We start from the raw sequence: 25,586 nt of genomic DNA, 5'->3' as shown, positions 1-25,586 counted from the left end.
GCGGGCGGGCCTACCAGCGCGCCGGCAGTTCGCGCGCCAGCACGATCCTGCCGTCGCGCTTGGTCACGTAGCCGCCCATCTCCAGGTCCTTCATGAGGCGGCTCACCATCTCGCGCGAGCAGGCGAGGTGGTTGGCGATCTGCTGGTGCGTGATGCGCTCGTGCAGGACGCGGGTGCCGTCGGCGGCCGGCGGTTCCGAGAGCTGGTCGAGCAGGCGCCTGAAGCGGCCGTAGACGTCGATCAGCGCCAGGCTGCGCGTGCTCTCGGTGGCCAGCCGGGCGCGGCGGATCAGGCGCGCCATCATCTCCAGCGCGAAGTCGGGCTCCTCCGCGATGTAGGCCAGCAGGGTCTCGCGCGGGATCACCGCGCAGGTGGTGGCCTCCAGCGTCTCGACGTTGGCCGAGCGGGGGCCGCCGTCGAGCGACATCTCGCCCACGTACTCGCCGGGCCCGTACAGGCCCAGGGTGATCTCCTTGCCCTTGGGGTCGGCGGCGAAGGCGCGCAGCCGGCCCGAACGGACGATGTAGAGGGTGCTGCCGCTGTCGCCCTCCTGGATCAGCAGCATGCCGCGGCGGAAGTTGCGCAGGTTGCCGCGCGCCGCCAGCGCCTCGGTGTGGCGCGAACCGGCCAGGGATGGGCCCTCCGCCTCCGGGGTGTCGACACCGGGGGTGCGGAGGTCCCGATTCACTGGTGCACCATGCGGCCGGGCGTGCCCGGCAGCGTCGGGTTGGTGGGAAGCATCGGCGGCAGCATCGCCACGCGCTGGGCCAGCAGGCGGATGTGCCGCAGCCCCGTCTTCTCGCGCAGCGAGCGCAGGTGCGTGCGCACGGTGGACGGCGTGATCCCCTTGGCGCGCGCGATCTCCTTGACCTGCAGGCCCTCGCACAGGTGGCGCAGGACGGACTCCTCCGCGGCGGTCAGGCCGTGGGTGCGCGAGAAGAAGCCCACGTTCAGGTTGCGGGTGGCGCTCTGGCGGGCCAGCATCAGCAGCACCGGCGTGGCGCTGCCTTCCATGGGCATCAGCGGGACGCAGGTGACGGGCAGCACGTCGCCGCCGTCGCGCAGCATCAGCATGTGGCGGCGGCCCTGGGCGGCGGCCTGCAGGCCGCGGCGCAGTTCCTGGGTGAGGGCGACGGACTGGCCTACCACCTGCCCGCTCTCGGTGTGGAGGAAGCGGGCGCGCGACAGTTCGCTCCAGCCCAGCTGGTTGGCGTGCTGCAGTTCGCCCGTCGCGCTGAGGAGGATCAGGCCGTAGTCGATTTCCTCCAGCACGCGCCAGGCGCAGCGGGCCACCGTACGCGGATCCGTGGGCGTGGGCATGGCCACCGGCCGGGGAAGGGTGAAGGTCGTGGGCGACTGGGTGGCTGCTTCCATGGTCTGTCCTCCAAAAGATGGAGGAGAGTCTAGGAACGGACGGCAACGCCGTAAAACGACTCGATACCGGTGTAAGTGTGATCCGTTCACGTCGCTTTGGGCTTGCGTTCGTCGAGCAGCTGGTGTAGCGCGGCGTGGAAGGCCGCGGGAGCCTCGAACTGTACCCAATGTCCGGCCTCCGGGATCAGGACCAGGCGGCCGAAACGGGGCGCAGCCGCCAGAAGGCGCTCCAGCTCGGCCAGCATGCCACCGCTGTACAGCGCGTCGTGCTCGCCGTAGATCGCGTCCACCGGGCACTCGATCGCGGGCAGGTTGCGCAGCAGGACGTCCGTCATGGCGAGCTTGCGGCGGCGCATTCGGTCGTGCGGCACGTTGGCCGCCTGCACCGCGACCGCGAGCGCGTCGACGGATTCCGGCCGGTGCAGCATCAGCGTGGCCAGGTTGCGCCGATGCGCCGACTCGCGCGCGTGCGGGTCGTCGAGGTGCTGCCACGCGACCAGCGTGAGGCGCTTCTCGCGCAGGCCGAAGCCGGGCGCCCCGACCAGGACCAGCTGCCGCACCAGTTCCGGGTGCGCCGCGGCCAGCAGTCCGGCGCAGAGCCCGCCGAAGGAAAAGCCGACGATGTCGACGGCCTGCATGCCGAGCAGGTAGGGCAGGCCCTCGGCGAGCACGGGCACCACGCCGTCCGCGTCGCCGTTGCCCGGGGGCCGCTCCGAATCCCCGAAACCCGGCAGGTCGGGCACCAGCACGCGCCGGCCGCCGGCCGCCAGGGCCTCGACGTTGCGGATCCAGTGGGCCCAGCTGCCGCTGCCCCCGTGCAGCAGCACCAGCGGCTCGCCGTCGCCCCAGGCGTGCCAGACCATGTCGCCCTCACCGCAGGGCGAGGTCAGCCGGCTGGCCTGCTTCAGGATTCGAAGGGCTTCGGGCGGGAGGTCTTCGGCGAGCGGTCGGGCCATAGGGCGCGATTCTCACCGAAGGCGAGGGGGGTATCCCGCCCGCAGCCGCCGGTCGGCGGGCCGGGCCCCTTCGCCCATCAGGGGGATGATTGCCGCCGTGCAGAGGCATAGCGTGGGCCTCTCTCCACGCAACGGGAGCACGCATGGCCAGCCATTTCCTCCTGAAGGGCGACACGGGCGAGTCCGTCCGCAAGCTGAAGACCGCCCTGGCGGGCGAGCTCGGAGCCAGCGCCGCCGCCTTTCCCGGCCTGGGCACCAACGACGCGTTCGACGCCGAGACCGAAGCGGCGCTGCGCCACTGGCAGGCCGGCATCGGCGCTGTGGCCGACGGTATCGCGGGGCCGCACTGCCGCCAGCTGCTGCGGCTCGCCCCGCCCGTCGCCATGGAGATCAAGCCGGAACTGGCGGCGATCCGCGCGCTGTTCCCGCAGACCAAGCCGTCGAACATCGTGCGCTTCCTGCCCTACATCACCGACGCGCTGGAGGCGCTGGGCCTGGTCGACCGGCCGATGATCCTGGCGGCGCTCGGAACCATCCGCGCCGAGACGGCGGGCTTCGTGCCGATCAGCGAATTCCCGTCCCGCTTCAACACGCTGCCGGGCAAGCCACCCTTCAGCGCCTACGAGCCGGGAACGCGGCGAGGGGAGCTGCTCGGCAACCGGCAGAGCGGGGACGGCGCGCGCTACTGCGGGCGCGGCTTCATCCAGCTCACCGGCGCCGACAACTACCAGCGCTACTCGAAGCAGATCGGGCTGGACACCCGGCTGACCACGAACCCCGAACTGGCCAACGCCCCCGAGGTGGCCGCGGTGCTGCTGGCCCAGTTCCTGGCCAACTGCGCGGACCGGATGCGTGCGGCGCTGGCGCGCGGCGATTACGGCGCGGCCCGCAAGCTGGTCAACGGCGGCGCGCACGGGCTGGAGGAATTCCGCCAGGTGTTCCGCATCGCGGAGGACGTGTGGCCGGACGACGGCCGGCTGGTGGCGGCCCGCCCCGAGCCGGGCCTGGCAGGGGCAGGCGCCGCGGCGGCGGCCGGCACCCAGCAGCCGCAGGTCCGGCGCACGCGCGACACCCGCAAGGATCCGCCCGACCTGCGCGACCGCCCGTACCAGCCCGCGCCCATCCTGCTGCCCGACGCGCATCCTCCCGAGAAGGCGGTGCGCGAGTATTTCGCCGAGTACCGCTCCATGGTGCTGGACCAGGGCGCCGACTCCTCCTGCACCGGCTACGGGCTGGCCTGCGTGATCAACTTCGCGCGCTGGCAGAAGGCCGGCTACGCGCCGGAACTCAAGCAGGTCAGCGCGCGCATGCTGTACAACTACGCGCGCCGCTACGACGAGTACGAGGGCGAGGACTACGACGGCTCCAGCTGCCGCGGCGCGCTCAAGGGCTGGTTCAACCACGGCGTGTGCCTGGAGCCGGACTGGCCCGACCACACGCGCCCGCGCTTCGGCTATGCCGAGCGCGCGGCGCAGACCACGCTGGGCGTGTACTACCGCATCGACACGCAGTCGATCACCGACCTGCAGGCGGCCATCGTGCAGTCGCAGGCCATCTACGTTTCGGCCTACACGCACGAGGGCTGGACGGCCCTGCAGCGCGACGCCGAGGACAGGGGCACGCCCACCCACGACACGCTGCCGGCCATCGCGTTCAGCGGCAAGGCCTCGAAAAGCGACGGCCACGCCTTCGCCATCGTGGGCTTCAACAGCCGCGGCTTCATCGTGCAGAACTCCTGGGGCCGGCGCTTCGGCATCGGCGGCTTCGCCGTGCTCACCTACGAGGACTGGCTGGCCAATGCCATGGATGCGTGGGTGGCCTCGCTGGGCGTGCCGGGCGTGGTGCAGGGGCGGCTGGCAGCGGGCGGCACCGATCCGAAGGGCCGGGCCGGCAAGGCGGTCGACAAGTCGCGCTGGTGGGATGCGGCGACGGCCTATGAGCACAGCGTCGTCGTCGGCAACGACGGCCGCGTGAGCCGCTACCTGAGCCAGGACGAGCTCTCGCGCTCGCTGCTGTACCAGGCCTGCGCGCTGCCGGACCACTGGTTCCGCACCGACCCGCGGGCGATGGCAGGGGCCAGGAAGCGGCTGGTGATCTACGCGCACGGCGGCCTGAACAGCGAGGCCGATGCCATCGAACGGGCGCGGGCGATGGGCCGCTTCTTCATCGGCAACGGCTGCTACCCGCTGTTCCTGGTGTGGAAGACCGGGATGCTGGAATCGCTCGCCGATGCGGTGGAAGACGCCTTCCGGCAGGCACCGGGGCTGGTGGGCGGTGCGCGCGAGCGCCTGCTCGACGCCACCGACGCGCTGCTCGAACGCCTGCTGGGCCGCGGCCCCGGCAAGCTGGTGTGGAGCGAGATGAAGGAGAACGCGCGCTTCTCCTGCATGTCCAACCGCGCCGGGGACTACCTGGCGCAGGCCCTGCAGAAACTCGCGGCGACCTGGGGCGAGCAGCTGGAGATCCACCTGATCGGGCACTCCGCCGGCTCGATCATCCTGGGCCACCTGCTGGAGGAGTTCGCCCGGCGCGACCTCAAGGAGCGCATCGCGTCCGCGCACCTGTTCGCGCCTGCGTGCACGGTGCAGTTCGCCAACCGCTACTACGCGCCGCACGAGGAACTGCTGAAGAAGCTGTGGCTGCACGTGCTGTCCGACGACCAGGAGCGCGACGACAACGTCGTGGCGATCTACCGCAAGTCGCTGCTGTACATGGTCTCCAATGCGCTCGAGCCCGACCTGCGCACGCCGCTGCTGGGCATGGCCAACGTGGAGAAGCCCGACTACGTGGGCTGGGACGGCTCCAGCACCACCATGGAGGCGCTCAGCCGCTGGCGCTTCGCCGCGCGCGACGCGCGGCTGGACCAGCGCACGGTGGTGGTGTCCGGCCCGCGGGTGCCTTGCGCAGCGGAAGCCGGTAAGTCCCCGGAAACCATCGCGGCGAGCCACGGCAGCTTCGACAACAACGTCGAGGTGATCGCGCGCACGCTCAAGAGCATCACGGGGCTGGCCCAGCTGCCCCTGCCGGTGGACGACCTGCGCGGGTTCTAGAGGATGTCGTTGAGCAGGTAGGCGGCGTTGTCGTGCAGCTTGTGCAGCACGCCGCGCTTGCGCCACTTCTGCAGGTCGACCTCCTCGGCGCGCCGGACGTACTTGTCGAAGATCGCATCGAAGCGCGCGGCGATGTCGCGGTCGAGGATGCCCAGCGTGATCTCGTCGTTGGTGTCGAAGGAGCGGTCGTCGAAGTTGGTCGAGCCCACGGCGCACCAGCAGCCGTCCACCGTCATGAGCTTCTGGTGCAGCAGGGTGTGCGGGTATTCGAACAGGCGCACGCCGCCGCGCAGCAGCGTCTCGAAATGGCGGTGGCCGGCGTGCTGCACCATCGGGCTGTCGGAGCCGCTGGCCGCCGGCATCAGCACCCGCACGTCGACGCCGCGCTTCACGGCCGCGGCCAGCGCCTCGATCGCTTCCACCTTGGGGATGAAGTAGGGGTTCTGGATCCAGATCTTCTCGCGGGCGAGGCACAGCACCGCGTGGTGCAGGATCTTGACGGCCGGCGCGGAGTTCTCCGGCTTCACGAAGGCGGCGTGGATGGCCGTGCCGCCGGCCTTGTGCAGCACGGGGAAGAAGGCGTCCCCCACGAACAGCTCGCCGGTCTCGCCGGCCCAGTTCTCGCTGAACGCGCCCTGGATGCTGTGCACGATGGGACCGTGCAGCCGCACGCTGACGTCGGAGAAGTGCTTGCCGTCCTCGGCGTCCCCGAGCCATTCGTCGGTGATGCAGTGGCCGCCGACGAAGGCCTCGCGCCCGTCGATCACGCACAGCTTGCGGTGGTCGCGGTCGTTCAGCACTCCGATCGTGTAGAGCGACTTCTTGTGGAAGAACTTCAGCTTGCAGCCGTGCTCGCGCAGCCGCAGCACCATGTCCTGCTCGATGGTCTTGCTGCCCTGCGCGTCCAGCAGGATGCGCACGGGCACGCCGGCGCGGGCGCGGTCCATGAAGGCGGCCGCCATGCGGCTGGAGAGCTCGCCGGGCTTCCACAGGAAGGTCTCGAAATGCACCGAGTGCTCCGCCGCGCGGATGCGCTCGATCAGGACGTCGAAGAAGGCGCCGTTCTCCAGCACCTCCACCCCATTGCCTTCCACCGAAGTGCTGAGCGTCAGGCCGGACAGGGAGGGCATCAGCTTGTCGATGCCGGACTCGGAGGTGACCTGCAGGACCGGGCTGCGGTGCCGGCGGATGGACCAGATCACGGTCACCAGGGCCGCGATCAGGAGGAAGGAGAGCCAGGCCCACAGGTTGGAGAACATCGGGAGAAAGGAAAACTCGGCCGTTGTTGTTGAAACGATTGTGAGTGCGCGGCCGCCGGCTAGGGGATGTCCGTAACGAGGTGTGTGTCCACCCGGCTAGACTGCGCCGGACCCGACCACTTCCATCCCCATGAAGCAGTCCACGCCCCGCTACGCCGCCACCGACCTGCTCTCCTTCGCGCGCAAGCTGCTCGTCGCGGGGGGCATGCCCGACGACAAGGCCCAGGGTGTCGCCGAGATCCTCGTCGACGGCGACCTGCTCGGCCACACCACGCACGGGCTGCAGTTGCTGCCGTCCTACCTGCGCGAGGTCGAGTCCGGCTCGATGCGCGTGGACGGCGGCCCGCAGGTGATCGGCGAGTCGCCCGCCACGCTCACCTGGAACGGCCGGCGGCTGCCGGGGCCCTGGCTGGTGCTGCAGGCCATGGAGGCCGCCGCGGCCAAGGCCAGGCAGTGCGGCACCGGCACCGTGGTGATCCGCCAGAGCCACCACATCGCCTGCCTCGCCGCCTTCCACCAGCGCGCGACGGAGCAGGGCCTCATGATGATCCTGGCCTCCTCGGACGCGAACTCCGCCAGCGTCGCGCCCTACGGCGGGCTGGACGCGGTGTTCACGCCCAACCCGATCTCCATCGGCATCCCGAAGAGCGGGGCGCCCATCGTGACGGACATCTCCACCTCCGCCACCACCAACGGGCTGACCAAGCGACTGCACGACGAGGGCGGCCGCTTGCCGGCCGAGTGGGTGATCGACGGCCTGGGCCGGCCGTCCGACGATCCGTCGGTCCTGTTCCAGGAACCCCGGGGCACGATCCTGCCGCTGGGCGGCCTCGATTCGGGGCACAAGGGCTACGGGCTGTCGCTCACGGTCGAAGCCCTGACCGGCGGCCTGGCGGGGTTCGGCCGGGCCGACCCGAAGCAGGGTTGGGGCGCGACGGTGTTCCTGCAGGTCCTCGACCCGGAAGCGTTCGCCGGCCGGGCGGACTTCGTGCGGCAGATGGACGAGGTCGCGCGCCAGTGCCATGCGTCGCGCCCGGCGCAGGCGGGCAGGGCGGTGCGCCTGCCGGGGGAGAAGGGCCATGCGCTGGCGCAGCAGCAGCGCGCTCAGGGCGTTACGCTGCACGCCGGCATCCTCGAGGCGCTGCAGCCGTGGGCGGAGAAGCTGCGCGTGGCGATGCCCCGCGCGCTTTGAAGACCGCTACGCCGGCACGGCCGCCCGCCGCGCCCGCAGCGCCTTCAGCAGCGGCGGCATGAACCACACCAGCAGCGTCACCACCGCCAGCCCCGCCGCGATCGGCCGCGCCACGAAGGCCGACAGGTCGCCGCCGGACTTGATCATGGAGGTGATGAAGTTCTCCTCCAGCATCCCGCCAAGCACCACGCCCAGGATCGCGGGCGCGATCGGGAAGCGGTTGGCCTCCAGCACGTAGGCCACGATGCCCGCCACCAGCATCACCGTCACCTCGAAGATCGAGTTGTTGATCGCGAAGGTGCCGACGATGCAGAACAGCAGGATCAGCGGCATCAGCACGTTGCGCGGCACCTGCAGGATGCGCTTGGCCACCTTGATGCACAGCAGCCCCAGCGGCACCATGATGATGTTGGCCACGATGAACAGCAGGAACACCGCGTAGATGTTCTGCGGGTTGGTCGTGAACAGCGTCGGCCCCGGGTTCATGTTCTTCATGTACAGCACGCCGATCACGATGGCTGTGATCGAGTCGCCCGGAATGCCGAACACCAGTGCCGGGATCCAGGCGCCGGCCAGCGCGCTGTTGTTCGCCGAGCCCGATTCGACGATGCCCTCCACGTGCCCGGTGCCGAACTTCTCCGGCTCCTTCGACAGCTTCTTGCTCATCGCATACGACATCCAGGCGGCGATGTCCGCGCCGGCGCCGGGCAGGGCGCCCACCGCGGTGCCCAGGATGCTGCCGCGCAGGATCTGCAGGGGATACTTCTTCGCCAGCTCCCACTGGCCCTTCATCACGTTGCCGACCTTCTCCACCGCCAGTACGGCGGGCGGGCTGGTGTCGACCACGAAGCGGATCACCTCCGAGATCGCGAACATGCCGATCATCATCGCGATCATGCCGATGCCGCCGGTCATCTCGGTGCTGCCGAAGGTGAAGCGCGGGAAGCCCGCCGGGTTGCCCAGGCCGACGCAGGCGACCAGCAGCCCCAGCAGCAGCGTGATCACGCCCTTCAGCGGTTCGTCGCTGGTGATGAACACGGCGCAGGTCAGCCCCAGCAGCACCAGCCAGAAGTACTCGAAGGAGCTGAAGTGCAGCGCGAATTCGGCCAGCGCCGGCGCCGCGACGATCAGCACCAAGGTCCCGAACAGGCCGCCGACGGCGGAGAACACCAGGCCGGCGCCGAGCGCCAGTTCGGCCTGGCCCTTGCGCGTCATGGCGAAGGCCTCGTCGGTGTAGGCCGCCGAGGCCGGCGTGCCGGGGATGCGCAGCAGGCAGCCGGGCACGTCGCCGGAGAAGATCGCCATCGCGGTGGCGGTGACGATGGTCGCGATGGCCGGGATCGGGGGCATGAAGAAGGTCACCGGCACCAGCAGGGCCGTCGCCATCGTGGCGGTGAGCCCGGGCACGGCGCCGACGAACAGGCCGAACAGGGAGGCCAGCAGCATGGCCACCAGCGTGCCCGGCTCGAACACCATGGCGAAGGCCTGCGTCACGGCGGCGGGGATCACCAGGCGACTCCCGTCAGCACGCCCCAGGGCAGCGGCACGCGCAGCAGCTTGTAGAAGGCCAGGTGGACCAGCAGCGTGGCGACGAGCGCGATGCCCACCGCGCGCACCGGCGGCACGCGCAGCACGAGGAACAGGGCGGCGAGGATCAGCGTGGCCGTGACCAGGAAGCCGAGCCGGTCGACCGCCAGGATGTAGAAGACGACCGATCCGAGCAGCACCGCCAGCGCCAGCAGGTGGCGCGGCGAGCGCACCCAGGCGTCCCACGCCAGCCAGGGCTGCGTCGCGCGTGCGCGCCAGCCGCGCGCGACCAGCAGCACGCCGCAGATGCACAGGCCGGCGGCGATCAGGCCGGGGAAGAGGGCGGGCCCGACCGGCTGGCCGGGGATCTTCGGATAACCCTGGATCGCGACCAGCACGGCCGCGCCCAGGGCCATGAGCAGCAGGCCGAAGATCGCGTCGTTCAGCTTCACTTCGCGATGCCCACCGCCTTCATCGTCGCCCCCAGTTCCGCGTCCGACTTCGCCATGAACTTGCCGAAGTCCTCCGGCCCCGCGTAGACCACGCCGAAGCCGCGGCTGGCCATGAAGTCCTGGTACTCCTTGCTGTTGGCCACCTTGCGCACCACGGCGGAAAGCTTGTCGCGCGCGTCGGCGGGGATGCCCTTGGGCGCGACGATGCCGCGCCAGGCGGCCATGGTCCAGTCGCTGCCCAGTGCCGCCTTCAGCGTCGGCACGTTGGGGTAGAGCGCCGCCGGCTTGTCGTTCATGATGGCCAGGCTCTTCACCTTGCCGGCGTCGATCAGCGAGCGCGCTTCCGGCAGCGACACCGGCGCGATCTCGATGCCGCCCGCCACCATGTCCTGCAGGCCCGGCGCCGCGCCGTTGCTCGGCACCCAGGGAACGGAGGCCGGGTCGATCTTCTGGTCCTTCAGCAGGCCCGCCAGCGCCAGGTGCCAGATGCCGCCCTGGCCGGTGCCCGACGCCTTGAACTTGCCCGGGTTCGCCTTGATGGCCGCCAGCAGGTCCTGCACGGTCTTGTAGGGCGCGTCGGCGCGCACCTGGATGCCCGCCGGGTCGGCGTTGACGAGCCCGATCGGCGTGTACGAGGCGCCGCTCAGCTCGGTGAGACCCTGCCAGTGCATCATGCCGATTTCGACCGTGGCCAGGCCGATCGTGTAGCCGTCCGGCGCGGCCGAGGCGATCGCCGCGTGGCCGACCACGCCGCTGCCGCCGGTGCGGTTCACCACGGTCACCGGCTGGCCCAGCTCCTTCTCCATCAGGCTGCCCAGGATGCGGGCCGTGGCGTCGGTGCCGCCGCCGGCGCCCCAGGGCACGATCAGCTGGATCGGCCGCGAGGGCCAGTTCTGCGCTGCGGCCGGGAGGGCGGCAGCGGCCAGGGCAACGGCGGCGAACGCGCCGGCGATCAGCGTGCGGCGGGAAGGACGGGGCATGGTGGTCTCCTGGTCGCGGTGAAGGGGTGATGCAGCGACTCGGACTGCAATCTAGCCTTGGTGCCCCGGCCCGGTTCTAGGGAGAACCCCCCTGCCGCGCCATGGATTTCCGCCATCCGGCCGATGGCGGACCGCCCGTTGAGGCGAGGACAGGCCGGCGCCCGCCGCGCACACTGCCCGCATCCGCAGGAGGAACGCCATGCTCGTCTTCACGAACCGCGACCTTGTGCCCGAGTCGGGGGCGGCCGCGTTCCAGCGCAGCTTCACCCCGGGAGGCAACCGCGTCGCCGTCGCCGCCGTGGCGCGCGACGCCGGTGGCCGCTGGGCGCTCTCCCGCCTCGACGACGACGTGACGGACCGGGACTCCCTCGACCTGCTGCTGCCCCTCCTGGGCGGGTCCCGGCCGGTGCTGTTCTACCTCCACGACCACGCCAGCACGCCGGCCGCCTGCTTCGCGCGCTGCGCCGCGCTGGAGGCCGAATACGGGGTGGAGGTGGTCGGCTTCTCCTGGCCCGCCGAAGGCTTGCAATGCGACGGCCAGCCGCTGCCGAACCTGGCCGCGGCCGACGCGCCCGCGGAGGAACTGGAGCTCGCCGGGCTCAAGGGCGCCAACCGCGCCGAGCCCGCGGGCCAGGCGCTGGCGCGCCGCTACCGGCAGGCGCGGACCAACGCGCAGGAGTCGGTCGATGCGCTCGCCAGGTGCCTGCGCATGCTGGCGACCGCGCGCCTGATCTCCAACGCGCAGCCCTTCACCCTCGCCGCCCACGGACTGGGCGCGCACCTCCTGCAGTACGCGCTGGAGGTGCCCGGCGCCAGCGAGGCGATCGGCGCGGCCCACAACGTGGTGCTGCTCGCGCCCTGCGTGCGTGCCGACGGCCACCGCGGCTGGATGCACCAGCTGCGTCCCCGCGGCCGCACCTTCATCACCTTCAACCGGGGCGACAGCGTGCTGGCCGGCGCCTTCGTGGCGGACGGCCGCAAGCAGGCGAAGCTGGGCGCCGACCCCGGCACGGAGCTGCTGCAGGGCCCGGGCTTCCGCTACATCGGCTTCCCGAGCGCGCAGGCCGGCAGCGCCGGCCACCGCTACTTCGTCGATGGGCTGGGCGCCGAGAGCCGCCGCCTGTTCGGCCGCCTGTTCCGCTCCGAAGCGGACCTGCAGCCGGGCGAACCGGAGCGCAAGTCCTATCCGGGCGGCATCGAGGGAGCGGTGGGCTGCATGGCGCTGTCCGACGCGGGCCGGCTGCCCGGCTAGGGAGGAACCATGGACATCCTCGACCTGGAGGCGGCCGCGGCCCTGTGGGCGCTGGGGATCGCCGGCGCGCTGGTGTTGCTCGAATGGGTGCTCGCGCGCTCCGGGCGCAGGCGTTGATCTGCCGCAAGGGGACGTTCCGCCCGGCGCCTAGCATGGAAGCATGCCTTCCATGCGCCTTCTCCCGCCGCTGCTGGTCGCGCCCGCGGTGCTCCTGGCGGCCGCCGGCGCGCACGCGCAGGCCTCGCCTTCGCGCGGACTACTGCTGTACACGACGCACTGCGTCGAATGCCACACCAGCCAGATGCACTGGCGCGACCGGCGCCAGGCGCGTGACTGGGAAACGCTGAAGGCCTGGGTGCGGCACTGGCAGGGCGACGCCCGCCTGCAGTGGAACGAGGACGACGTCGAGGCGGTCGCCCGCCACCTGAACGAGACGGTGTACCGCTTCCCGCGCCAGCAGGCGGCGCAGTGAGCGCTGCGGCCGCAGGCATACTGCGGCCGTCATGAAATCGCGCTCTCCCACCGGCGGCCTGGTGTACTCCACCGAGGGCGGCCGCATGTGCCCCGGCTGCCGGCGCCCGCTGGCGCAATGCAACTGCAGCAAGGCCGCCACGCCGGCCGCGCCCGCCGACGGCATCGTGCGCGTCCTGCGCGAGACCAAGGGCCGCGGCGGCAAGGCGGTGACGGTGGTGCGCGGCGCCCCCGGCGACGCCGCCGCCCTGGCGAAACTGGGCCAGGAGCTGAAGGCGACCTGCGGCAGCGGCGGCACCGTCCGGGACGGTACCATCGAGGTCCAGGGCGACCACGTGGACAAGGTCATGGCCCTGCTGCAGCAGCGCGGCCTCAAGGTGAAGCGGGCCGGCGGCTGAGCTAAACATGCCCTTACGACGTGAGCTGAACTGTTGCCGACGCGCCCGAGTCCTACACCGTCCAGTAACCCTCCTCTCCTAGATTCCCTCGGATGAATCCGGCCCTTGCCCGGGCCCAGGCCCGGGCCGTCGAACTCTGGCGCCGCGTGCGCGAACTCGTGCGGCGCTACCCGGTGCGCTCGGCGCTGCTGCTGCCCACGCTGCTGCTCGTCTACCTGCTCGCGCTGATCCCCTTCACGCCCAGCATCTCCGACCTGCGCAAGGCCAAGTCGGAAGTGCCGACGGTGGTGATGTCGGCCGACGGCGTGGTGCTGGCCGAGTTCAAGCGCGTCAACCGCCAGTGGGTGCCGCTGGCCAAGGTCTCCAAACCGGTGGTGGACGCGCTGATCGCCACCGAGGACCACCGCTTCTACGAGCACCACGGCATCGACCTGCGCCGCACCGGCGCCGCCCTCCTGAACACGCTGCGTGGCGAGCGCCAGGGCGGCTCCACCCTCACGCAGCAGCTCGCGCGCAACCTCTATCCGCAGGAGATCGGCCGCGCGCCCTCGCTCACCCGCAAGGCCAAGGAGGCGATCACCGCGCTCAAGATCGAGGCGATCTACTCCAAGCAGGAGATCCTGGAGACCTACCTCAACACGGTCCCCTTCCTCTACAACGCCTTCGGCATCGAGATGGCCGCGCGGACCTACTTCGACAAGTCCGCCGACCGGCTCGACGTGCTGGAGGCGGCCACGCTGATCGGCATGCTCAAGGGCACGAGCTACTACAACCCGGTGCTCAACCCCGAGCGGGCCCGCGCGCGCCGCAACACGGTGCTGGCGCAGATGGTCAAGCGCGGCAAGCTGGACGCGCAGCGCGCGCAGGTGCTGGCGGCGCGGCCGGTGCGCCTCGACTTCGAGCGCCAGACCGAGCCCGTCGGCATCGCGCCGCACGTCGCGCAGCAGGTCCGCAAGTGGCTGATCTCCTGGGCCGACCGCGAGGATTACGACATCTACGCCGACGGCCTGGTGGTGCGCACCACCATCGACACCCGGCTGCAGAAGGCAGCCAACCAGGCGGTGGCGCGGCAGCTCGCGCAACTGCAGGGGATCGTCGACCGCGCGCGGCGCCGCGACGAGGAACGCGCGGTGCTGCAGGCCGGCTTCGTGGCCATCGACCCGCGCAGCGCCCAGGTCAAGGCCTGGGTGGGCAGCGCCGACTACGCGCAGGAGCAGTTCGACCACGTGAACCAGGCGCGCCGTCAGCCCGGTTCCACCTTCAAGCCCTTCGTCTACGGGGCCGCCTTCGGGATCGGCATGATGCCGGAGGACGTGTTCGTCGACCAGCCGGTGGCGATCCGCGACCGCGGCGGCGCCGTCTGGAGCCCGCGCGACTCCACCCCGCCCACCAACCAGCCGATGACGCTGCGCGACGGCCTCGTGCAGTCGCGCAACAGCATCACCGCGCAGGTGATGCAGAAGGTCGGCCCGTCGCGCGTCGTGGACCTCGCCTGGAACCTCGGCGTGCGCGAGAGCAAGCTGGACCCGGTGCCCTCGCTGGCGCTGGGCACCAGCCCGGTGACGCTGCGCGAGATGGTCACCGCCTACGGCACGCTCGCCAACGACGGCCGCTACCTCGGCGAGCCGCAGCTGATCGCGTCGGTGGAGGACCGCAAGGGCCACACCCTGGCGCTGTTCACGCGCCCGAAGGGCGTGGAGGCGATGCCCCGGCCGCTCGCCCTGCAGCTCGTGAACGTGATGCGCGGCGTGGTCGACGAGGGCACCGGCACCGCCATCCGCACCCGCTACGGCATCCAGGCCGACGTCGCCGGCAAGACCGGCACCACGCAGGACAACAGCGACGGCTGGTTCATCCTGATGCACCCGCAGCTGGTGGCGGGCGCCTGGGTCGGCTTCAACGACAACCGCATCACGATGGGCGACAGCTGGGGCCAGGGCGCCCGCAGCGCCCTGCCGATCGTGGGCGACTTCTTCATGCACGCGCTGCGCTCGCGGCTGGTGGACGGCCGCGTCGAATTCGACATCCCGCGGCCGCGGGCGAAGCCGCCGGAACCTGCCCCGGTGCCGGTGCCGGAGATCGTCAACGACCTGCTGGGGCGGCTGTGGAAGATGATCCAGTGAGCGTCTCGCGCAGCGCGTAGTAGACGCACAGGGCGGCCCATGCATCGTTGGCGGCGTACAGCAGCTGCGACTCCGACAGCTCGCGCCGGGCCCAGTTGGAGGTGGTGGCGCGTTTCGACTTCTGGTAGCGCTGCCCGAACAGCACCGCCACCGCCGCCTTGATGCCCATCTGCCGGCGATAGCCGCGCTGCCGGAACACGGTGTCCAGGTCCAGCACGTCCTGCGGGGCGACGCCCAGCTTGTGCTGGATGCGCTTGCGGTCCTCGCGCAGGCCGAAGCCCGCCTTGACGATGCCTTCGCGGGCCAGCAGCTCGCCGGCCACGGCGCGGCAGGCCTCGTCGTGCAGCTGGAACACGAAGGCCCGTTCCAGCGTGGCGAGCTGGATCACGTGCGGCCCTTCGGAGGCCTCGCCGGCCTGGAAGGTGGGCTTCGATTCGGTGTCGAAGCCCCAGGCCTCGGCGCGCAGCAGCGCGTCGGCGGCGAGCGCGGCTTCGCTGGCGCTGGCGACCACCACGATGCGATCGAGCCCCATGCGCGGGAAGGGCTGGAGCAGCAGGAGCTCTTCCGGGGAGGGCACGGGCGGCAGCATCCCGCGAGGATAGCGGCTGTCGCGGCGGGGACTAGGGCACAGGAGCATTTGCAGGGGGACAGCCCGCCGGGAGAATGGTTGCATGCCAACCAACGACCCGAAGCAGGAGTTCCGCATGCATCGTTCGCGCGTCCGCGCCGTTGTGGCGCTGGCCGGCCTGGTCCTCGCCGCCGCGCTGCCGCAGGCCCACGCCCAGGGCGCCGCCTGGCCCACCAGGCCGGTTCGCATCGTCGTCACCTTCCCGCCCGGCGGCGCGCCCGACACGCTGGCGCGCGTGCTGGCCGAAAAGTGGGCGCCCCTGGGCCAGCCGATCACCGTGGAGAACAAGCCGGGCGCCGGCGGCAACATCGGCGCCGACCTCGTGGCCAAGGCGCCGGGCGACGGCCACACGCTTGTGATCGGCACCGTGGGCACGCACGCGATCAACGCGTCGCTGTACCAGAAGATGCCCTACAACAACATCAAGGACTTCACGCCGATCAGCTTCCTGGCCTCCACCCCGAACCTGCTGGTCGTGAACAACAACGTGCCGGCGGCCAACGTGAAGGAACTGATCGAGCTGGCGAAGAAGCAGCAGCTGTTCTTCGGCTCCTCGGGCAGCGGCACCTCGATCCACCTGTCCGGCGAGCTGTTCAACACCCTGGCCGGCGTGAAGATGCAGCACATCCCCTACAAGGGCCGCGCCGAGGCCATCCCCGACCTGATGGGAGGCCGCATCCAGATGATCTTCGACAACATGCCTTCGGCGCTGCCGCTGGTGCAGGAGGGCAAGATCAAGGCGATCGCCGTCACGAGCGCCCAGCGTTCGGCGGCGGCGCCCACCATCCCCACCATCGCAGAATCGGGCCTGCCCGGGTTCGAGGCCACCTCCTGGTTCGCGCTGCTCGGCTCGCCCGGCATTCCGCGCGAGGTGCAGATGCGCATCAACGCGGAGACGCTGAAGGTGATGGCGCTGCCCGACGTGAAGGAGAAGCTCGCCAAGCTGGGGCTGGACCCGAACCCCGGCACGCCGGAGGCGCTCGCCGCCCTGATCCTGGCCGAGACCGGCAAGTGGGCCAGGGTGGTCAAGGAATCCGGCGCCAAGATCGAATGAGGAGAACGCGATGCTGACCTTGCACGGATTCGCCATCAGCAACTACTACAACAAGGCCAAGCTCGCCCTGCTGGAAAAGGGCGTGCCTTTCGAGGAGCGCTACGCGGGCGTGCGAGACAAGGGCGAGGCGCTGCTGGCCGGCTCCCCGCTGGGCAAGATCCCGTACCTCACGACGGAGCAGGGCTGCCTGTGCGAGAGCCAGGTGATCCTGGAGTACCTGGAGGCCACGTACCCGGATCCACCGTTGCTCCCCCGCGACCCGTTTGCCGCCGCCAAGGTGCGCGAGCTCGTCACCTTCCTCGACTGGCACCTGGAGATCGCGGCGCGCCAGCTCTATCCCACCGCCTTCTTCGGCGCGCCGGCGCTGTCGGAGGGCAATTCCGCGCGCATCCGCAAGGAGGTGGAACAGAAGATAGTCGCGGTGCAGCGCCTGCTCAAGTTCGCCCCCTACGCCGCGGGCGACAGCTTCACGATGGCGGACTGCTGCGCCTTCGTCGACTTGCCGCTGGTGGGCCTGGCGACGAAGACGATCTATGGCGAGGACCTGCTGCTGGCCCACGGCCTCGACTACAAGCCCTACCTGAAATTCGTGGGCGAGCGGGCGTCGGCGCAGAAGGTCAACGCCGACCGCAAGGCGGCGCTGGAGCAGGCGAAGCCATGAGCACGCAACGCAAGGTCGCCCTGGTCACGGGCTCCGCCACCGGCGTCGGTGCCGCCACCGCGCGGATCCTCGCCGGGCGCGGCTGGGACGTGGTGATCAACTACTCGCGCAGCCAGTCCGAGGCCGAGGCCACCCAGGCCGCGTGCCGCGCGGCCGGCGCCGGGACGCTGCTGCTGCGCGGCGACGTCTCGCAGGACGCCGACTGCCGCGCGCTCGCCGCCGCGACGGTGGAGCGCTGGGGCCGCATCGACGCGCTGGTGAACAACGCCGGCATGTCGGTGTTCGGCGCCGACGCCGCCTGGGACGCGCTGGACCTGGAGGCTTTCCAGCGCATCTACGCCGTCAATGCAGTCGGCGCCTTCCAGATGGCGCGGGCCTGCCTGCCGCAGCTGAAGGCGGCGCAGGGCTGCATCGTCAACGTGTCCTCCATCGCCGGCTCGCTGGGCATCGGGTCCTCGGTGCCGTACATCGCGTCGAAGGGCGCGCTGAACGCGGTCACGCTGCACCTGGCGCGCACGCTGGCGCCGGAAGTGCGCGTGAATGCCGTCTGCCCGGGCCTGATCACCAGCCGCTGGTTTGTGGACGGAATCGGGCAGGAAGGCTTCGAGAAGCTGAAGGCCACGGTCGAAAAGACCGCGCCGCTGGGCCGCGCCTCCACGCCGGAGGACGTGGCCGAGGCCATCGTGTGGCTGGTCGACGGCGCCCGCACCGTCACCGGTGAACTGCTTCTCCTCGACGGCGGCGTGCACCTCGGGCCGCGCCCGCCCGCCGCCGCACGCTAAGCTGTCGGCATGAAGCCGGAATCGCTCCTGCGGCACCTGGACGATGCCACCCCCTGGCCGCAGGGCTGCGGGCTGGACGTGGGCGAGGCCTACGAGCGGGCGCTGACCGTGCGCCAGCTGCGCATCCGGCGCGGCGAGCAGCCGCGCGGCTTCAAGGTGGGTTTCACCAACCGCACGATCTGGGAGCGCTACGGCGTCTACGGGCCGATCTGGGGCACCGTCTGGAACACGACCCTGTCCTTCTGCGAAGGCGAGGGCGAGATCGCGCTGGCCGGCACCTGCCAGCCGCGCATCGAGCCGGAGTGCGTGTTCGGCCTCAAGGCCACGCCGCCGGCGCGCGCCACGCTGGACCAGCTGCTGGCCTGCGTCGAGTGGATGGCGCCCGGCTTCGAGATCGTGCAGTCGCACATGAAGGACTGGAAGTTCACCGCGGCCGACACCGTGGCGGACAGCGGCCTGCACGCCCGGCTGCTGGCGGGGCCCAGGATCGCGGTCGATCCGCTCGCGGCCGGCGGCGGCGCCGCCTTCGACGCGCGGCTGGCGGCCGCGCGCATCACCCTGTCCCGGGGCGGCGAGCGCATCGACGAAGGCGCCGGCGCCAACGTGCTGGAGGGCCCCCTGCACGCGCTGGCGCATTTCCTGGGCGCGCTGCGCGACTGCCCCGGCGCGCCCGACCTGCTGCCCGGCGACGTCGTGACCACCGGCACCTGGACCGACGCCTGGCCGGTCCATCGCGGCGAGCAGTGGCGCGCCGCCTTCGATCCACCCCTTGCGCCGCTCGCGGTGCGATTCGTCTGAGACCCACCGCATGACCATCGACGATCCCCAGTCCTCCCTCGCCGCCACGGACCTCGTGGACAGCGACCACCCGGCGGTGCGCGAGTTCGCCGCCCGCCACGCCGAAGGCGGCAACGCGCGCGAGCGTGCCGTGGCGCTGTACTACGCGGTGCGCGACCGCTTCCGCTACGACCCGTACCGCATCGACCTGAGCCCGCGCGGCATGCGCGCCAGCACCGTGCTGGAGATCGGCTACGGCTGGTGCGTCACGAAGGCGGCGCTGATGGCGGCCGCCTGCCGCGCCGCCGGCATCCCCGCGCGCATGGGCTTCGCCGACGTGCGCAACCACCTGTCCACGCAGCGCATGCGCGAGACCATGGAGACGGACGTCTTCACCTGGCATGGCTATGCCGACGTGTGGATCGACGGGAGCTGGGTCAAGGCGACGCCCGCCTTCAACCTCGCGCTGTGCGAGCGCTTCGGCCTGCATCCGCTGGAGTTCGACGGCCGCGAGGACTCGATCTACCACGCCTTCGACCGCTCCGGGCAGCGGCACATGGAATACCTGGCGGATCGCGGCCGCTACGCCGACGTGCCGTTGGCGGAACTGGTGGCGGACTTCCGCCTGCGCTACCCGCGCTGGCTGGCGGAGGCCGGGACGCTCAGCGCCCTCAGTTCCAGCGACTTCCTTTCGGACGTGGCGCGCGAGCCGGGAATTTCTTGAGCTTGCGCAGAGCCTTTCCCGCCGGCGCGGCGCTATAACGGGGCAGGGTGCAAGCTTGTGGAGGTGGTGATGCCGCGCGTTGTCGTGCCGCTGGAACTCGCCGCGGCGAAGCTCATAGTCGCGATCCAGCGGGAGTGGAACGCCGAGGCCGGCGGGCCGGGCGGCGCCGAGAGCGAGGAGGTCATGCGCAGCGCCCATGCCCTGCGGAGGGCCGCCCGGGCCGGCACCCTGGCAGGTGTGCTGGGTAGCGCGTCCGTGTCGCAGTACCTCGGGCGCAGCTGGGTCAACAGCCATCCGCGGGTGTGGCCCTCGGTGCAGGTCCTGGAGTGCATGGCACTTGCTCCGATCGACCCCTGAGCCCCGGGGACAGCCGCCGCCGACCGCGCCCTTCGCTCCGCGACTACAGGAGCGCGGTCGCAGCAGCACTACGGTAGGACATCCTTCACGGAGTCCTGCCATGCCAAAGCATTCACCTCTCCTGCGCGCGCTCGCCCTGGCCCTGCCGCTGGGCCTGGCCGCCCTGCCGGCCACGGCGCCGGCGGCCCCGCAGCACAAGAACCGCCACGCCACCCCGGCGAAGCCGGTGGCCATCGTGCCGACCCCATTCCCCGCCGACGCCATGCAGCACCTCGCGCAGCTCAATGCCGACGCCGCAATGCCGGTGCTGGCGCAGGGCGCCAAGGGGCCGGCGGTGATCCGGGCGCAGGTGCTGCTCGATCGGGCCTGGTTCTCCGTGGGCGAGATCGACGGCAGCTTCGGCTCCAACATGACGCGCGCGGTGAACGCCTTCCAGACCTCGCGCGGGCTGCCCGTGACGGGCAAGATGGACGAGCCCACCTGGCAGGCCCTGGCGCCGCAGCAGGCCCCGGCGTTCGCGAGCTACGTGCTGACCGATGCCGACATCGCCGGGCCCTACGTCAAGCTGTCGGAGGACCCCGAGCAGCAGGCGCAGCTGCCGTCGCTGGCCTACGAGAGCCTTGGCGAAGCGATCGGCGAGCGCTTCCACATGAGCCCCAAGCTGCTCGCCGCCCTGAACAAGGACCGGCCGCTGCAGGCAGGGCAGGCGCTGGTCGTCACCGACGTGGGCCGCGCGGCCACGGCGCCGGCGGGCCTGACCGCGCTCCGCATCGACAAGTCCGACAAGCTGCTGTACCTCCTGGGCGACGGCGGCAAGGTGCTGGGCGCCTTCCCGGTCAGCCTGGGCGAACCGCCGTTGCCACTGGGCACGCTGCAGATCGTGAGCAAGGCCAAGAACCCCGACTACAGCTACGACCCGTCGCTGCTGCGCAATCCCAAGAGCGACCAGAAGCTGAAGCTGCCGCCCGGGCCCAACAACCCCGTGGGCGTGATGTGGCTGGGCCTGAGCAAGGAACACGCGGGCATTCACGGCACCGCCGAGCCCTCGCAGATGGCGCGGGTCACCACCAACGGCTGCGTGCGGCTCACCAACTGGGACGTGCTGCGCCTGTCGACGCTCGCCGGCCCCGGCATGACGGTGGAGGTGCAGGCATGAGGACCTGGCGCCTGGGCCTGCTCGCCGCGCTGGCGGTCCTGGGCCTGCAGGCCTGCGACCAGTCGGCCCCCGTCACCACCGTGCAGCCGCCGCAGGCCTCGCTGCCGGACGACACAGTGCTGCGTGGCGGCGAGGCGACCCCTGCGCCGCAGGCGGCGGCCCCCGTCGAGGGCGGCACGGCTGCGCAGGTCGCGGGCACGCCCGCACCGGCGGCGCAAGCCCCCGCACCGGAAACCAGCGCCATGGGCGCGCCGCCCGCCGATCCGAATGCGCAGCCGGCGCCGCCGCCCGCAGCGGAGGGCAGCGCCGCGATGACCGAGATGGGGCAGTTCCACGCACCCGCCGGCGGCGGCGCGACCGCCGAACCGGCGTCCGCGGCCAGCGCGCCGCAGAAGCTCTCGGCCGCCGACCTGCCCGCCGTGCGCGACCCGGGCGATGCGCAGGGTGCGCAGCTGCTCGCGCAGCGTCCGCTCGAAGTGCCGGTGGCGGGCATCCTCCCGGCCACCCTGCGCGACAACTACGAGCAGAGCCGCGGCAGCCGCCGGCACGAGGCGATCGACATCCTGGCGCCCACGGGCACGCCGGTGGTCGCCGTGGACGACGGCCGCGTCGCCAAGCTGTTCACCAGCAAGCCCGGCGGGCTCACGGTGTACCAGTTCGACCCGCAGGGGCGGCTTTGCTACTACTACGCGCACCTCGCGCGCTACGCGCCGGGCGTGCGCGAAGGCATGGACGTGAAGCGCGGCGACCTGATCGGCTACGTGGGCAGCACCGGCAACGCGGATCCGGGGACGCCGCACCTGCACTTCGCGGTGTTCCGGCTCGGCTCGCCGCCGAAGTGGTGGCAGGGCGAGGCGATCAACCCGTATCCCGCACTGAGCCGCGCCGCGCCGACGCAGGTCGCGGCGCGCTGAGCACGGGGTAGGCGCGCGCCAGCCCCACGTAGAGGAGCGCGCCCGCCAGCAGGATCCCGCTGGCGATCCACAGCGACAGCGCGAAGCCTTCGGCCGCCGTGCGACTGCGCGCCACCAGCCAGGCCGCCAGCGGCGGGCCCGCGATCTGCCCCACGCCGTACATCGCGGTGAGCAGGCCCATGGTGCTGGCGGCGTGCTGCGGGCGCAGCCGGCGCGCCTCCTGCATGGCGAAGAAGGTGATGGTCGTGAACGGCAGTCCCACCAGCAGGCTGCCGATCGCGAAGCCGGCGAGCGTCGGCGAGACGATGCTGGACGCGACGCCCACCGCCTGGATCGCATAGCAGGCCGCCAGCCGCAGGCGCAGGTCGCCGCCGCCGCGCAGGCGCGACGCAAGCACCGCGCCGGCCATCACGCCGGCCCCCAGCAGGGGCCAGAACAGGTCCAGCCAGTGCGATCCGGGCAGGGCCTGCCGCGCGATCACCGGCAGGAAGGTGGCGGTGATGATGTAGCCGATCCCGGCCAGCCCGTAGGCGAGGGTGAGCGCTCCGACTTCGGTCGTCCCGGCGGGCGCGGGCGCCGGCGCGGCGGCCGGCCCGCTCGCGGCCACCATGGGCGCCGGCACCGCGTTGCGCGGGTGGAACACCGGCCAGGCCAGGGCGGTGAGCGCCGCCGCCAGCACCGCGAACGTCAGCCAGCCGACCGTCGCCGCCGCGCCGAGGGCGACCAGCCCCGTGGCCGCCAGCCCGCTGGCCACGATGCCCGCGCCGGGGCCCACGTAGATCAGGGCGCCCATGGCCGGCTGGTCGCGCCGCGCGAGCTGCTCGAGGCACCAGGCCGAGGTGTAGAGGAAGGCGACGGCGCTGGCCACGCCCGCGGCAAAGCGCAGGGCCGGCCACGCCGCCGGCGGCTGCCACGCCATGCCCAGCGTCAGCAGGGCGGTCGCCACCAGCGCCGCGCGCACCGTGCGCGGGGCGTTCACGGCGCCGCCGCGCCCGAGGCGGCGCGCGATCCAGGGCTGGAAGGTGCAGGCGAGCGCGCCCACCAGGTAACCGAGGTAGTTCGCGCTGGCCAGCAGGCTGGCCCCGGGGATGCTGACCGTGCCCTCCGCCAGCATCATCGGCAGCAGCGGCGTGAAGGCGAATCGGCCGATGCCCATCGCGACCCCCAGGGAGACGAGCCCCGCCAGGGCGATGGCGAGGGGGCTGGGGAGGGGACGGGAGGCGGGCATGGGGCGGGCAAGTGTCGCACGCGGCATTGGCCGACGCGGCGACGGCGCGGCTGCCGCTACCATCAGCGGCCATGAAGATCATGCTCGCGCTGCGACCCTGCAGCCCCGGCCTGGCGCAACGCCTCGGGGCGGACGAAGCCCTGGCCCGCACCCTCGGCGCCAAGGCGCACCCCGCCCTCGGCTTCCTGTTCCCCAAGTTCTTCGATGCCTCCGGGCCGGTGCTGCCGCGCCTGCTGGAACTCGCCGACGGCGAGCCCGTGAGCTTCCTGCGCGACTTGCAGTGCAGCCCCGCGGACCTGGCGGCGTCGAGCCGCCTCGAGGCCCTGTGCCGTTCGACCATCGCGCAGACGCGGGCCGATTCCAAGGCCACCATGGCCGCCTACCATTCGGACAGCCTGCATCCCACCGCCAGCCGCTGGTCGGTGCGGCTGCCGCAGAAGATCTTCCTGAGCAAGCCGGTGGCGGGCAGCGCGATCAGCCACGTGGACGACTGGACCGGCGAATACGTGGTCGGCCCGCAGGTGGCGCAGGCGCTGCGGGGCAGCGGGCTGACCGGATTCGAACTGCGCCCGCTGCTGCACGCCGACACGGGCAGCGGGCACGAGGGCGGCCACCACCTGGTCGCGCGCGAACTGCTGCCGGCGGCGCTGGAGGACCAGACGGTCTTCGAGACCTTCGACGACGGCCCGCGCCAGCCCTCGACGCCGCGCCGCTACGGCCTCCTGACTTACGCCGCCGGCGCGCTGGAGTCCAGCCCGGACCTGGCACGCACCGCGGAGCCCTGGGGCGCGTGGCGCACGCCGCTGTGGATCGTGCACCAGCGGGCGCGCCAGTGGTTCGAGGCGGCGCCGGTGAAGGGCTGGAAGTTCCAGCCGGTGCTGGAGCAGGGCAGCCGGCTGCACGCCGAGCACACGCAGCGCTGGGACGAGGTCCTGGGGCGGCTGCGCGAGGCCGGGGCCAGCGTGCTGGCGTAGAGGGGCCGGGTCTCCGCCCCCTCTGGAACGACGACGCCCGCGCGGGGCTGGCGCGTTACCGCGCCACCAGCACCGGGATCGGCGACTCCGCCACCACCTTGCTGGCGACGCTGCCCAGCATCAGGCGGGCGACGCCGGTGCGGCCGTGCGAGCCGACGACGATCAGGTCGGCCTCGACCTGGCGGGCCGACTGCACGATGCCGGTCGCCGCGGCGACATCCTCGGCGAGCCGGGCCTGGAAGGGGACGGCGGGCGCCTGCTCGCACAGCGCGGCCACCTTGTTGTGCGCTTCCGCGGCGTGCTGCAGCGCCGCGCCCATGTAGGCCTGGAAGCCGAGCGGATTGGCCTCGCCCACGCCGAGGTAGGGGTAGGGATCGACCACGTAGAGCGCCGTCAGGCGGGCGCCGTGCACCCGGGCCAGGTCCACCGCCACCTGGGAGGCGTGCTCCGAAGCGGAAGAGCCGTCGGTGGCGAACAGGATGTGGCGGAACATGCGGGACCTCCTTGTGCTTTTCGATAGCGCCATGGTGCAGGCGCCCCCGAGCAGGCCGGTTGACGTGTATCAAGTGCCGCAGCGGGGTCGGGGGCAACATGGCGCCATCACGACCCAGGAGCCACGAGCCCATGAGAAGCCTGCAGCCCGAGCCCGTCGCGCCGAGCCAGCTGGAACGCACGTCCGCGAACGAGCCCACCCTCACGCCGCCGCAGGCAGCGGACTCCGGCGCGGCGCTGGAGATGCCAGCGGAAACCCCGCTGACCTCCTTCACCCGCTGCCACCTCGGGATCGTCACGCAGCTGGAAGGCACGGCCCGCCTGCCCGAACTGGTGGATGCCGCCAACCACGCCCGCCAGGTGGCGCAGAGCACGCTGGAGCTGTTCCGCACCGCCATCCTGCCGCACCACGCGGAGGAGGAAGCCGAGCTGTTCCCCGCCGTGCTGCAGAGCGCCAACGCCAACGAGCGCAAGGCGGTGCGCGGCATGATCGAGCGACTGGTCGCCGAACACCGCGAGGTCGAAGGGCTGTGGAAGCGCCTGGAGCCCTCCGTGCGCGCGGCCGCGCGCGGCAACCGCGCCGAGGTCGACGCCGAGATCATGGAGGAACTGGTGCGGGCCTTCCTGCGCCATGCCCGCTACGAGGAAACCGTGTTCCTGCCGCTGGCCGAACGCATCCTCGGGCGCAACGGCAACCACATGGCCGCCCTGGGCCTCGCGCTGCACCTGCGCAACGTGCCGCAGGTGGTCGGGTACATCTAGCCCTCACAAACCTCCTTGTGGCGGTCCCGCCGCGGCGCTAGCA

At 71.7% G+C, this 25,586-nt stretch carries 26 protein-coding genes; 16 read left to right on the top strand and 10 right to left on the bottom strand.

The features are described from left to right. Positions 1 to 10: 10 nt before the first annotated feature. The 3 genes from JJ685_RS21405 to JJ685_RS21395 form a co-directional block, all read right to left on the bottom strand. Positions 11 to 688 (bottom strand): Crp/Fnr family transcriptional regulator, encoded by a 678-nt coding sequence (locus JJ685_RS21405; protein WP_330901814.1) that lies wholly within the window; start codon positions 686 to 688, stop codon positions 11 to 13. Further along, positions 685 to 1,374, bottom strand: a complete 690-nt coding sequence (locus JJ685_RS21400; RefSeq protein ID WP_201676374.1) for a helix-turn-helix transcriptional regulator — start codon at positions 1,372 to 1,374, stop codon at positions 685 to 687. Before JJ685_RS21400 ends, JJ685_RS21405 begins: the two co-directional genes overlap by 4 nt. An 86-nt stretch (positions 1,375 to 1,460) precedes the next feature. Further along, on the bottom strand, positions 1,461 to 2,330 hold the full coding sequence (locus JJ685_RS21395) for an alpha/beta fold hydrolase (protein ID WP_236599176.1): 870 nt from the start codon (positions 2,328 to 2,330) through the stop codon (positions 1,461 to 1,463). 143 nt (positions 2,331 to 2,473) lie between these two features. Here JJ685_RS21395 and JJ685_RS21390 point away from each other — a divergent pair, with 143 nt between their 5' ends. Next, positions 2,474 to 5,380: a peptidase C1 gene (locus JJ685_RS21390; RefSeq protein ID WP_201676373.1), complete on the top strand. Its 2,907-nt coding sequence runs from the start codon at positions 2,474 to 2,476 to the stop codon at positions 5,378 to 5,380. Here the strand turns inward: JJ685_RS21390 and JJ685_RS21385 are convergent. Further along, a complete protein-coding gene (locus JJ685_RS21385) occupies positions 5,377 to 6,639 on the bottom strand; it encodes a phospholipase D-like domain-containing protein (RefSeq protein WP_201676372.1) in 1,263 nt (420 codons plus the stop codon). The two genes, JJ685_RS21390 and JJ685_RS21385, sit on opposite strands and share 4 nt — an antisense overlap. A 130-nt stretch (positions 6,640 to 6,769) precedes the next feature. Between JJ685_RS21385 and JJ685_RS21380 the strand changes: the two genes are divergently transcribed. Next, positions 6,770 to 7,831: an Ldh family oxidoreductase gene (locus JJ685_RS21380; RefSeq protein ID WP_201676371.1), complete on the top strand. Its 1,062-nt coding sequence runs from the start codon at positions 6,770 to 6,772 to the stop codon at positions 7,829 to 7,831. Between the two features lie 6 nt (positions 7,832 to 7,837). On the opposite strand, the gene JJ685_RS21375 is transcribed toward JJ685_RS21380, so the two are convergent. From JJ685_RS21375 to JJ685_RS21365, 3 genes are read right to left on the bottom strand one after another with little or no spacing between them, the layout of a single operon-like run. Then, entirely contained in the window at positions 7,838 to 9,337 is a 1,500-nt protein-coding gene (locus JJ685_RS21375) for a tripartite tricarboxylate transporter permease (RefSeq protein ID WP_201676597.1), read from the bottom strand. Continuing rightward, entirely contained in the window at positions 9,337 to 9,810 is a 474-nt protein-coding gene (locus JJ685_RS21370) for a tripartite tricarboxylate transporter TctB family protein (protein ID WP_201676370.1), read from the bottom strand. The genes JJ685_RS21375 and JJ685_RS21370 overlap by 1 nt, the downstream gene beginning before the upstream one ends. Then, positions 9,807 to 10,790 carry a tripartite tricarboxylate transporter substrate binding protein gene (locus JJ685_RS21365; RefSeq protein ID WP_201676369.1) on the bottom strand — a complete coding sequence of 328 codons (984 nt, stop codon included), beginning with the start codon at positions 10,788 to 10,790 and terminating at the stop codon, positions 9,807 to 9,809. Before JJ685_RS21365 ends, JJ685_RS21370 begins: the two co-directional genes overlap by 4 nt. 199 nt (positions 10,791 to 10,989) lie before the next feature. On the opposite strand from JJ685_RS21365, the gene JJ685_RS21360 reads away from it, so the two are divergent. The 4 genes from JJ685_RS21360 to JJ685_RS21345 all read left to right on the top strand — a co-directional run bounded on the left by JJ685_RS21360 (position 10,990) and on the right by JJ685_RS21345 (position 15,034). Further along, on the top strand, positions 10,990 to 12,042 hold the full coding sequence (locus JJ685_RS21360) for an alpha/beta hydrolase (protein WP_201676368.1): 1,053 nt from the start codon (positions 10,990 to 10,992) through the stop codon (positions 12,040 to 12,042). Positions 12,043 to 12,202: 160 nt separating this feature from the next. Beyond that, complete coding sequence (locus JJ685_RS21355; protein WP_236599175.1) at positions 12,203 to 12,514, top strand: cytochrome C; 312 nt, start codon at positions 12,203 to 12,205, stop codon at positions 12,512 to 12,514. Positions 12,515 to 12,545: 31 nt separating this feature from the next. Beyond that, positions 12,546 to 12,911, top strand: coding sequence for a translation initiation factor Sui1 (locus tag JJ685_RS21350; protein WP_201676367.1), 366 nt, complete (start codon positions 12,546 to 12,548; stop codon positions 12,909 to 12,911). Between the two features lie 92 nt (positions 12,912 to 13,003). Continuing rightward, on the top strand, positions 13,004 to 15,034 hold the full coding sequence (locus JJ685_RS21345; RefSeq protein ID WP_201676366.1) for a penicillin-binding protein 1A: 2,031 nt from the start codon (positions 13,004 to 13,006) through the stop codon (positions 15,032 to 15,034). On the opposite strand, the gene JJ685_RS21340 is transcribed toward JJ685_RS21345, so the two are convergent. Next, positions 14,994 to 15,611 carry a 3'-5' exonuclease gene (locus tag JJ685_RS21340; protein ID WP_408015485.1) on the bottom strand — a complete coding sequence of 206 codons (618 nt, stop codon included), beginning with the start codon at positions 15,609 to 15,611 and terminating at the stop codon, positions 14,994 to 14,996. The two genes, JJ685_RS21345 and JJ685_RS21340, sit on opposite strands and share 41 nt — an antisense overlap. Before the next feature lie 94 nt (positions 15,612 to 15,705). Here JJ685_RS21340 and JJ685_RS21335 point away from each other — a divergent pair, with 94 nt between their 5' ends. From JJ685_RS21335 to JJ685_RS21300, 8 genes are all read left to right on the top strand, one after another. Beyond that, on the top strand, positions 15,706 to 16,716 hold the full coding sequence (locus JJ685_RS21335; protein ID WP_236599174.1) for a Bug family tripartite tricarboxylate transporter substrate binding protein: 1,011 nt from the start codon (positions 15,706 to 15,708) through the stop codon (positions 16,714 to 16,716). Between the two features lie 10 nt (positions 16,717 to 16,726). Next, on the top strand, positions 16,727 to 17,377 hold the full coding sequence (locus JJ685_RS21330; RefSeq protein ID WP_201676364.1) for a glutathione S-transferase family protein: 651 nt from the start codon (positions 16,727 to 16,729) through the stop codon (positions 17,375 to 17,377). Next, positions 17,374 to 18,159: an SDR family NAD(P)-dependent oxidoreductase gene (locus tag JJ685_RS21325; protein ID WP_201676363.1), complete on the top strand. Its 786-nt coding sequence runs from the start codon at positions 17,374 to 17,376 to the stop codon at positions 18,157 to 18,159. The genes JJ685_RS21330 and JJ685_RS21325 overlap by 4 nt, the downstream gene beginning before the upstream one ends. A 9-nt stretch (positions 18,160 to 18,168) precedes the next feature. Further along, positions 18,169 to 18,957, top strand: coding sequence for a 2-keto-4-pentenoate hydratase (locus tag JJ685_RS21320; RefSeq protein WP_201676362.1), 789 nt, complete (start codon positions 18,169 to 18,171; stop codon positions 18,955 to 18,957). Positions 18,958 to 18,967: 10 nt separating this feature from the next. Next, positions 18,968 to 19,660, top strand: coding sequence for a transglutaminase-like domain-containing protein (locus JJ685_RS21315; protein WP_201676361.1), 693 nt, complete (start codon positions 18,968 to 18,970; stop codon positions 19,658 to 19,660). 69 nt (positions 19,661 to 19,729) lie between these two features. Beyond that, a complete protein-coding gene (locus JJ685_RS21310; RefSeq protein WP_201676360.1) occupies positions 19,730 to 20,017 on the top strand; it encodes a hypothetical protein in 288 nt (95 codons plus the stop codon). A 100-nt stretch (positions 20,018 to 20,117) separates the two neighbouring features. Then, a complete protein-coding gene (locus JJ685_RS21305) occupies positions 20,118 to 21,173 on the top strand; it encodes a L,D-transpeptidase family protein (protein ID WP_201676359.1) in 1,056 nt (351 codons plus the stop codon). Continuing rightward, positions 21,170 to 22,087, top strand: a complete 918-nt coding sequence (locus tag JJ685_RS21300) for a M23 family metallopeptidase (protein ID WP_236599173.1) — start codon at positions 21,170 to 21,172, stop codon at positions 22,085 to 22,087. The genes JJ685_RS21305 and JJ685_RS21300 overlap by 4 nt, the downstream gene beginning before the upstream one ends. Here the strand turns inward: JJ685_RS21300 and JJ685_RS21295 are convergent. Further along, on the bottom strand, positions 22,032 to 23,315 hold the full coding sequence (locus JJ685_RS21295) for a YbfB/YjiJ family MFS transporter (protein ID WP_201676358.1): 1,284 nt from the start codon (positions 23,313 to 23,315) through the stop codon (positions 22,032 to 22,034). The genes JJ685_RS21300 and JJ685_RS21295 overlap by 56 nt on opposite strands. Before the next feature lie 71 nt (positions 23,316 to 23,386). Here JJ685_RS21295 and JJ685_RS21290 point away from each other — a divergent pair, with 71 nt between their 5' ends. Further along, the gene (locus JJ685_RS21290) at positions 23,387 to 24,289 is read left to right on the top strand and encodes a hypothetical protein (RefSeq protein WP_201676357.1); all 903 of its coding nucleotides are present in this window, start codon (positions 23,387 to 23,389) and stop codon (positions 24,287 to 24,289) included. Between the two features lie 55 nt (positions 24,290 to 24,344). On the opposite strand, the gene JJ685_RS21285 is transcribed toward JJ685_RS21290, so the two are convergent. Then, on the bottom strand, positions 24,345 to 24,782 hold the full coding sequence (locus JJ685_RS21285) for a universal stress protein (RefSeq protein WP_201676356.1): 438 nt from the start codon (positions 24,780 to 24,782) through the stop codon (positions 24,345 to 24,347). Between the two features lie 131 nt (positions 24,783 to 24,913). Between JJ685_RS21285 and JJ685_RS21280 the strand changes: the two genes are divergently transcribed. Continuing rightward, positions 24,914 to 25,543 carry a hemerythrin domain-containing protein gene (locus tag JJ685_RS21280; RefSeq protein WP_236599172.1) on the top strand — a complete coding sequence of 210 codons (630 nt, stop codon included), beginning with the start codon at positions 24,914 to 24,916 and terminating at the stop codon, positions 25,541 to 25,543. The last annotated feature ends 43 nt before the right edge of the window (positions 25,544 to 25,586 follow it).

It is taken from the genome of Ramlibacter monticola (assembly GCF_016722785.1).
Lineage (GTDB): Bacteria > Pseudomonadota > Gammaproteobacteria > Burkholderiales > Burkholderiaceae_C > Ramlibacter > Ramlibacter monticola.
This window is presented reverse-complemented; position numbering and strand designations above follow the sequence as displayed.

Excerpts from the sequence above, each read along its gene's own strand:
- JJ685_RS21290 (WP_201676357.1), top strand. The coding sequence starts at position 23,387 with ATGAAGATCATGCTCGCGCTGCGACCCTGCAGCCCCGGCCTGGCGCAA.
- JJ685_RS21360 (WP_201676368.1), top strand. The coding sequence starts at position 10,990 with ATGCTCGTCTTCACGAACCGCGACCTTGTGCCCGAGTCGGGGGCGGCC.
- JJ685_RS21350 (WP_201676367.1), top strand. The coding sequence starts at position 12,546 with ATGAAATCGCGCTCTCCCACCGGCGGCCTGGTGTACTCCACCGAGGGC.
- JJ685_RS21300 (WP_236599173.1), top strand. The coding sequence starts at position 21,170 with ATGAGGACCTGGCGCCTGGGCCTGCTCGCCGCGCTGGCGGTCCTGGGC.
- JJ685_RS21305 (WP_201676359.1), top strand. The coding sequence starts at position 20,118 with ATGCCAAAGCATTCACCTCTCCTGCGCGCGCTCGCCCTGGCCCTGCCG.
- JJ685_RS21310 (WP_201676360.1), top strand. The coding sequence starts at position 19,730 with ATGCCGCGCGTTGTCGTGCCGCTGGAACTCGCCGCGGCGAAGCTCATA.
- JJ685_RS21280 (WP_236599172.1), top strand. The coding sequence starts at position 24,914 with ATGAGAAGCCTGCAGCCCGAGCCCGTCGCGCCGAGCCAGCTGGAACGC.
- JJ685_RS21355 (WP_236599175.1), top strand. The coding sequence starts at position 12,203 with ATGCCTTCCATGCGCCTTCTCCCGCCGCTGCTGGTCGCGCCCGCGGTG.
- JJ685_RS21335 (WP_236599174.1), top strand. The coding sequence starts at position 15,706 with ATGCCAACCAACGACCCGAAGCAGGAGTTCCGCATGCATCGTTCGCGC.
- JJ685_RS21345 (WP_201676366.1), top strand. The coding sequence starts at position 13,004 with ATGAATCCGGCCCTTGCCCGGGCCCAGGCCCGGGCCGTCGAACTCTGG.
- JJ685_RS21320 (WP_201676362.1), top strand. The coding sequence starts at position 18,169 with ATGAAGCCGGAATCGCTCCTGCGGCACCTGGACGATGCCACCCCCTGG.
- JJ685_RS21395 (WP_236599176.1), bottom strand. The coding sequence starts at position 2,330 with ATGGCCCGACCGCTCGCCGAAGACCTCCCGCCCGAAGCCCTTCGAATC.
- JJ685_RS21315 (WP_201676361.1), top strand. The coding sequence starts at position 18,968 with ATGACCATCGACGATCCCCAGTCCTCCCTCGCCGCCACGGACCTCGTG.
- JJ685_RS21390 (WP_201676373.1), top strand. The coding sequence starts at position 2,474 with ATGGCCAGCCATTTCCTCCTGAAGGGCGACACGGGCGAGTCCGTCCGC.
- JJ685_RS21285 (WP_201676356.1), bottom strand. The coding sequence starts at position 24,782 with ATGTTCCGCCACATCCTGTTCGCCACCGACGGCTCTTCCGCTTCGGAG.
- JJ685_RS21380 (WP_201676371.1), top strand. The coding sequence starts at position 6,770 with ATGAAGCAGTCCACGCCCCGCTACGCCGCCACCGACCTGCTCTCCTTC.
- JJ685_RS21295 (WP_201676358.1), bottom strand. The coding sequence starts at position 23,315 with ATGCCCGCCTCCCGTCCCCTCCCCAGCCCCCTCGCCATCGCCCTGGCG.
- JJ685_RS21325 (WP_201676363.1), top strand. The coding sequence starts at position 17,374 with ATGAGCACGCAACGCAAGGTCGCCCTGGTCACGGGCTCCGCCACCGGC.
- JJ685_RS21385 (WP_201676372.1), bottom strand. The coding sequence starts at position 6,639 with ATGTTCTCCAACCTGTGGGCCTGGCTCTCCTTCCTCCTGATCGCGGCC.
- JJ685_RS21330 (WP_201676364.1), top strand. The coding sequence starts at position 16,727 with ATGCTGACCTTGCACGGATTCGCCATCAGCAACTACTACAACAAGGCC.
- JJ685_RS21400 (WP_201676374.1), bottom strand. The coding sequence starts at position 1,374 with ATGGAAGCAGCCACCCAGTCGCCCACGACCTTCACCCTTCCCCGGCCG.
- JJ685_RS21365 (WP_201676369.1), bottom strand. The coding sequence starts at position 10,790 with ATGCCCCGTCCTTCCCGCCGCACGCTGATCGCCGGCGCGTTCGCCGCC.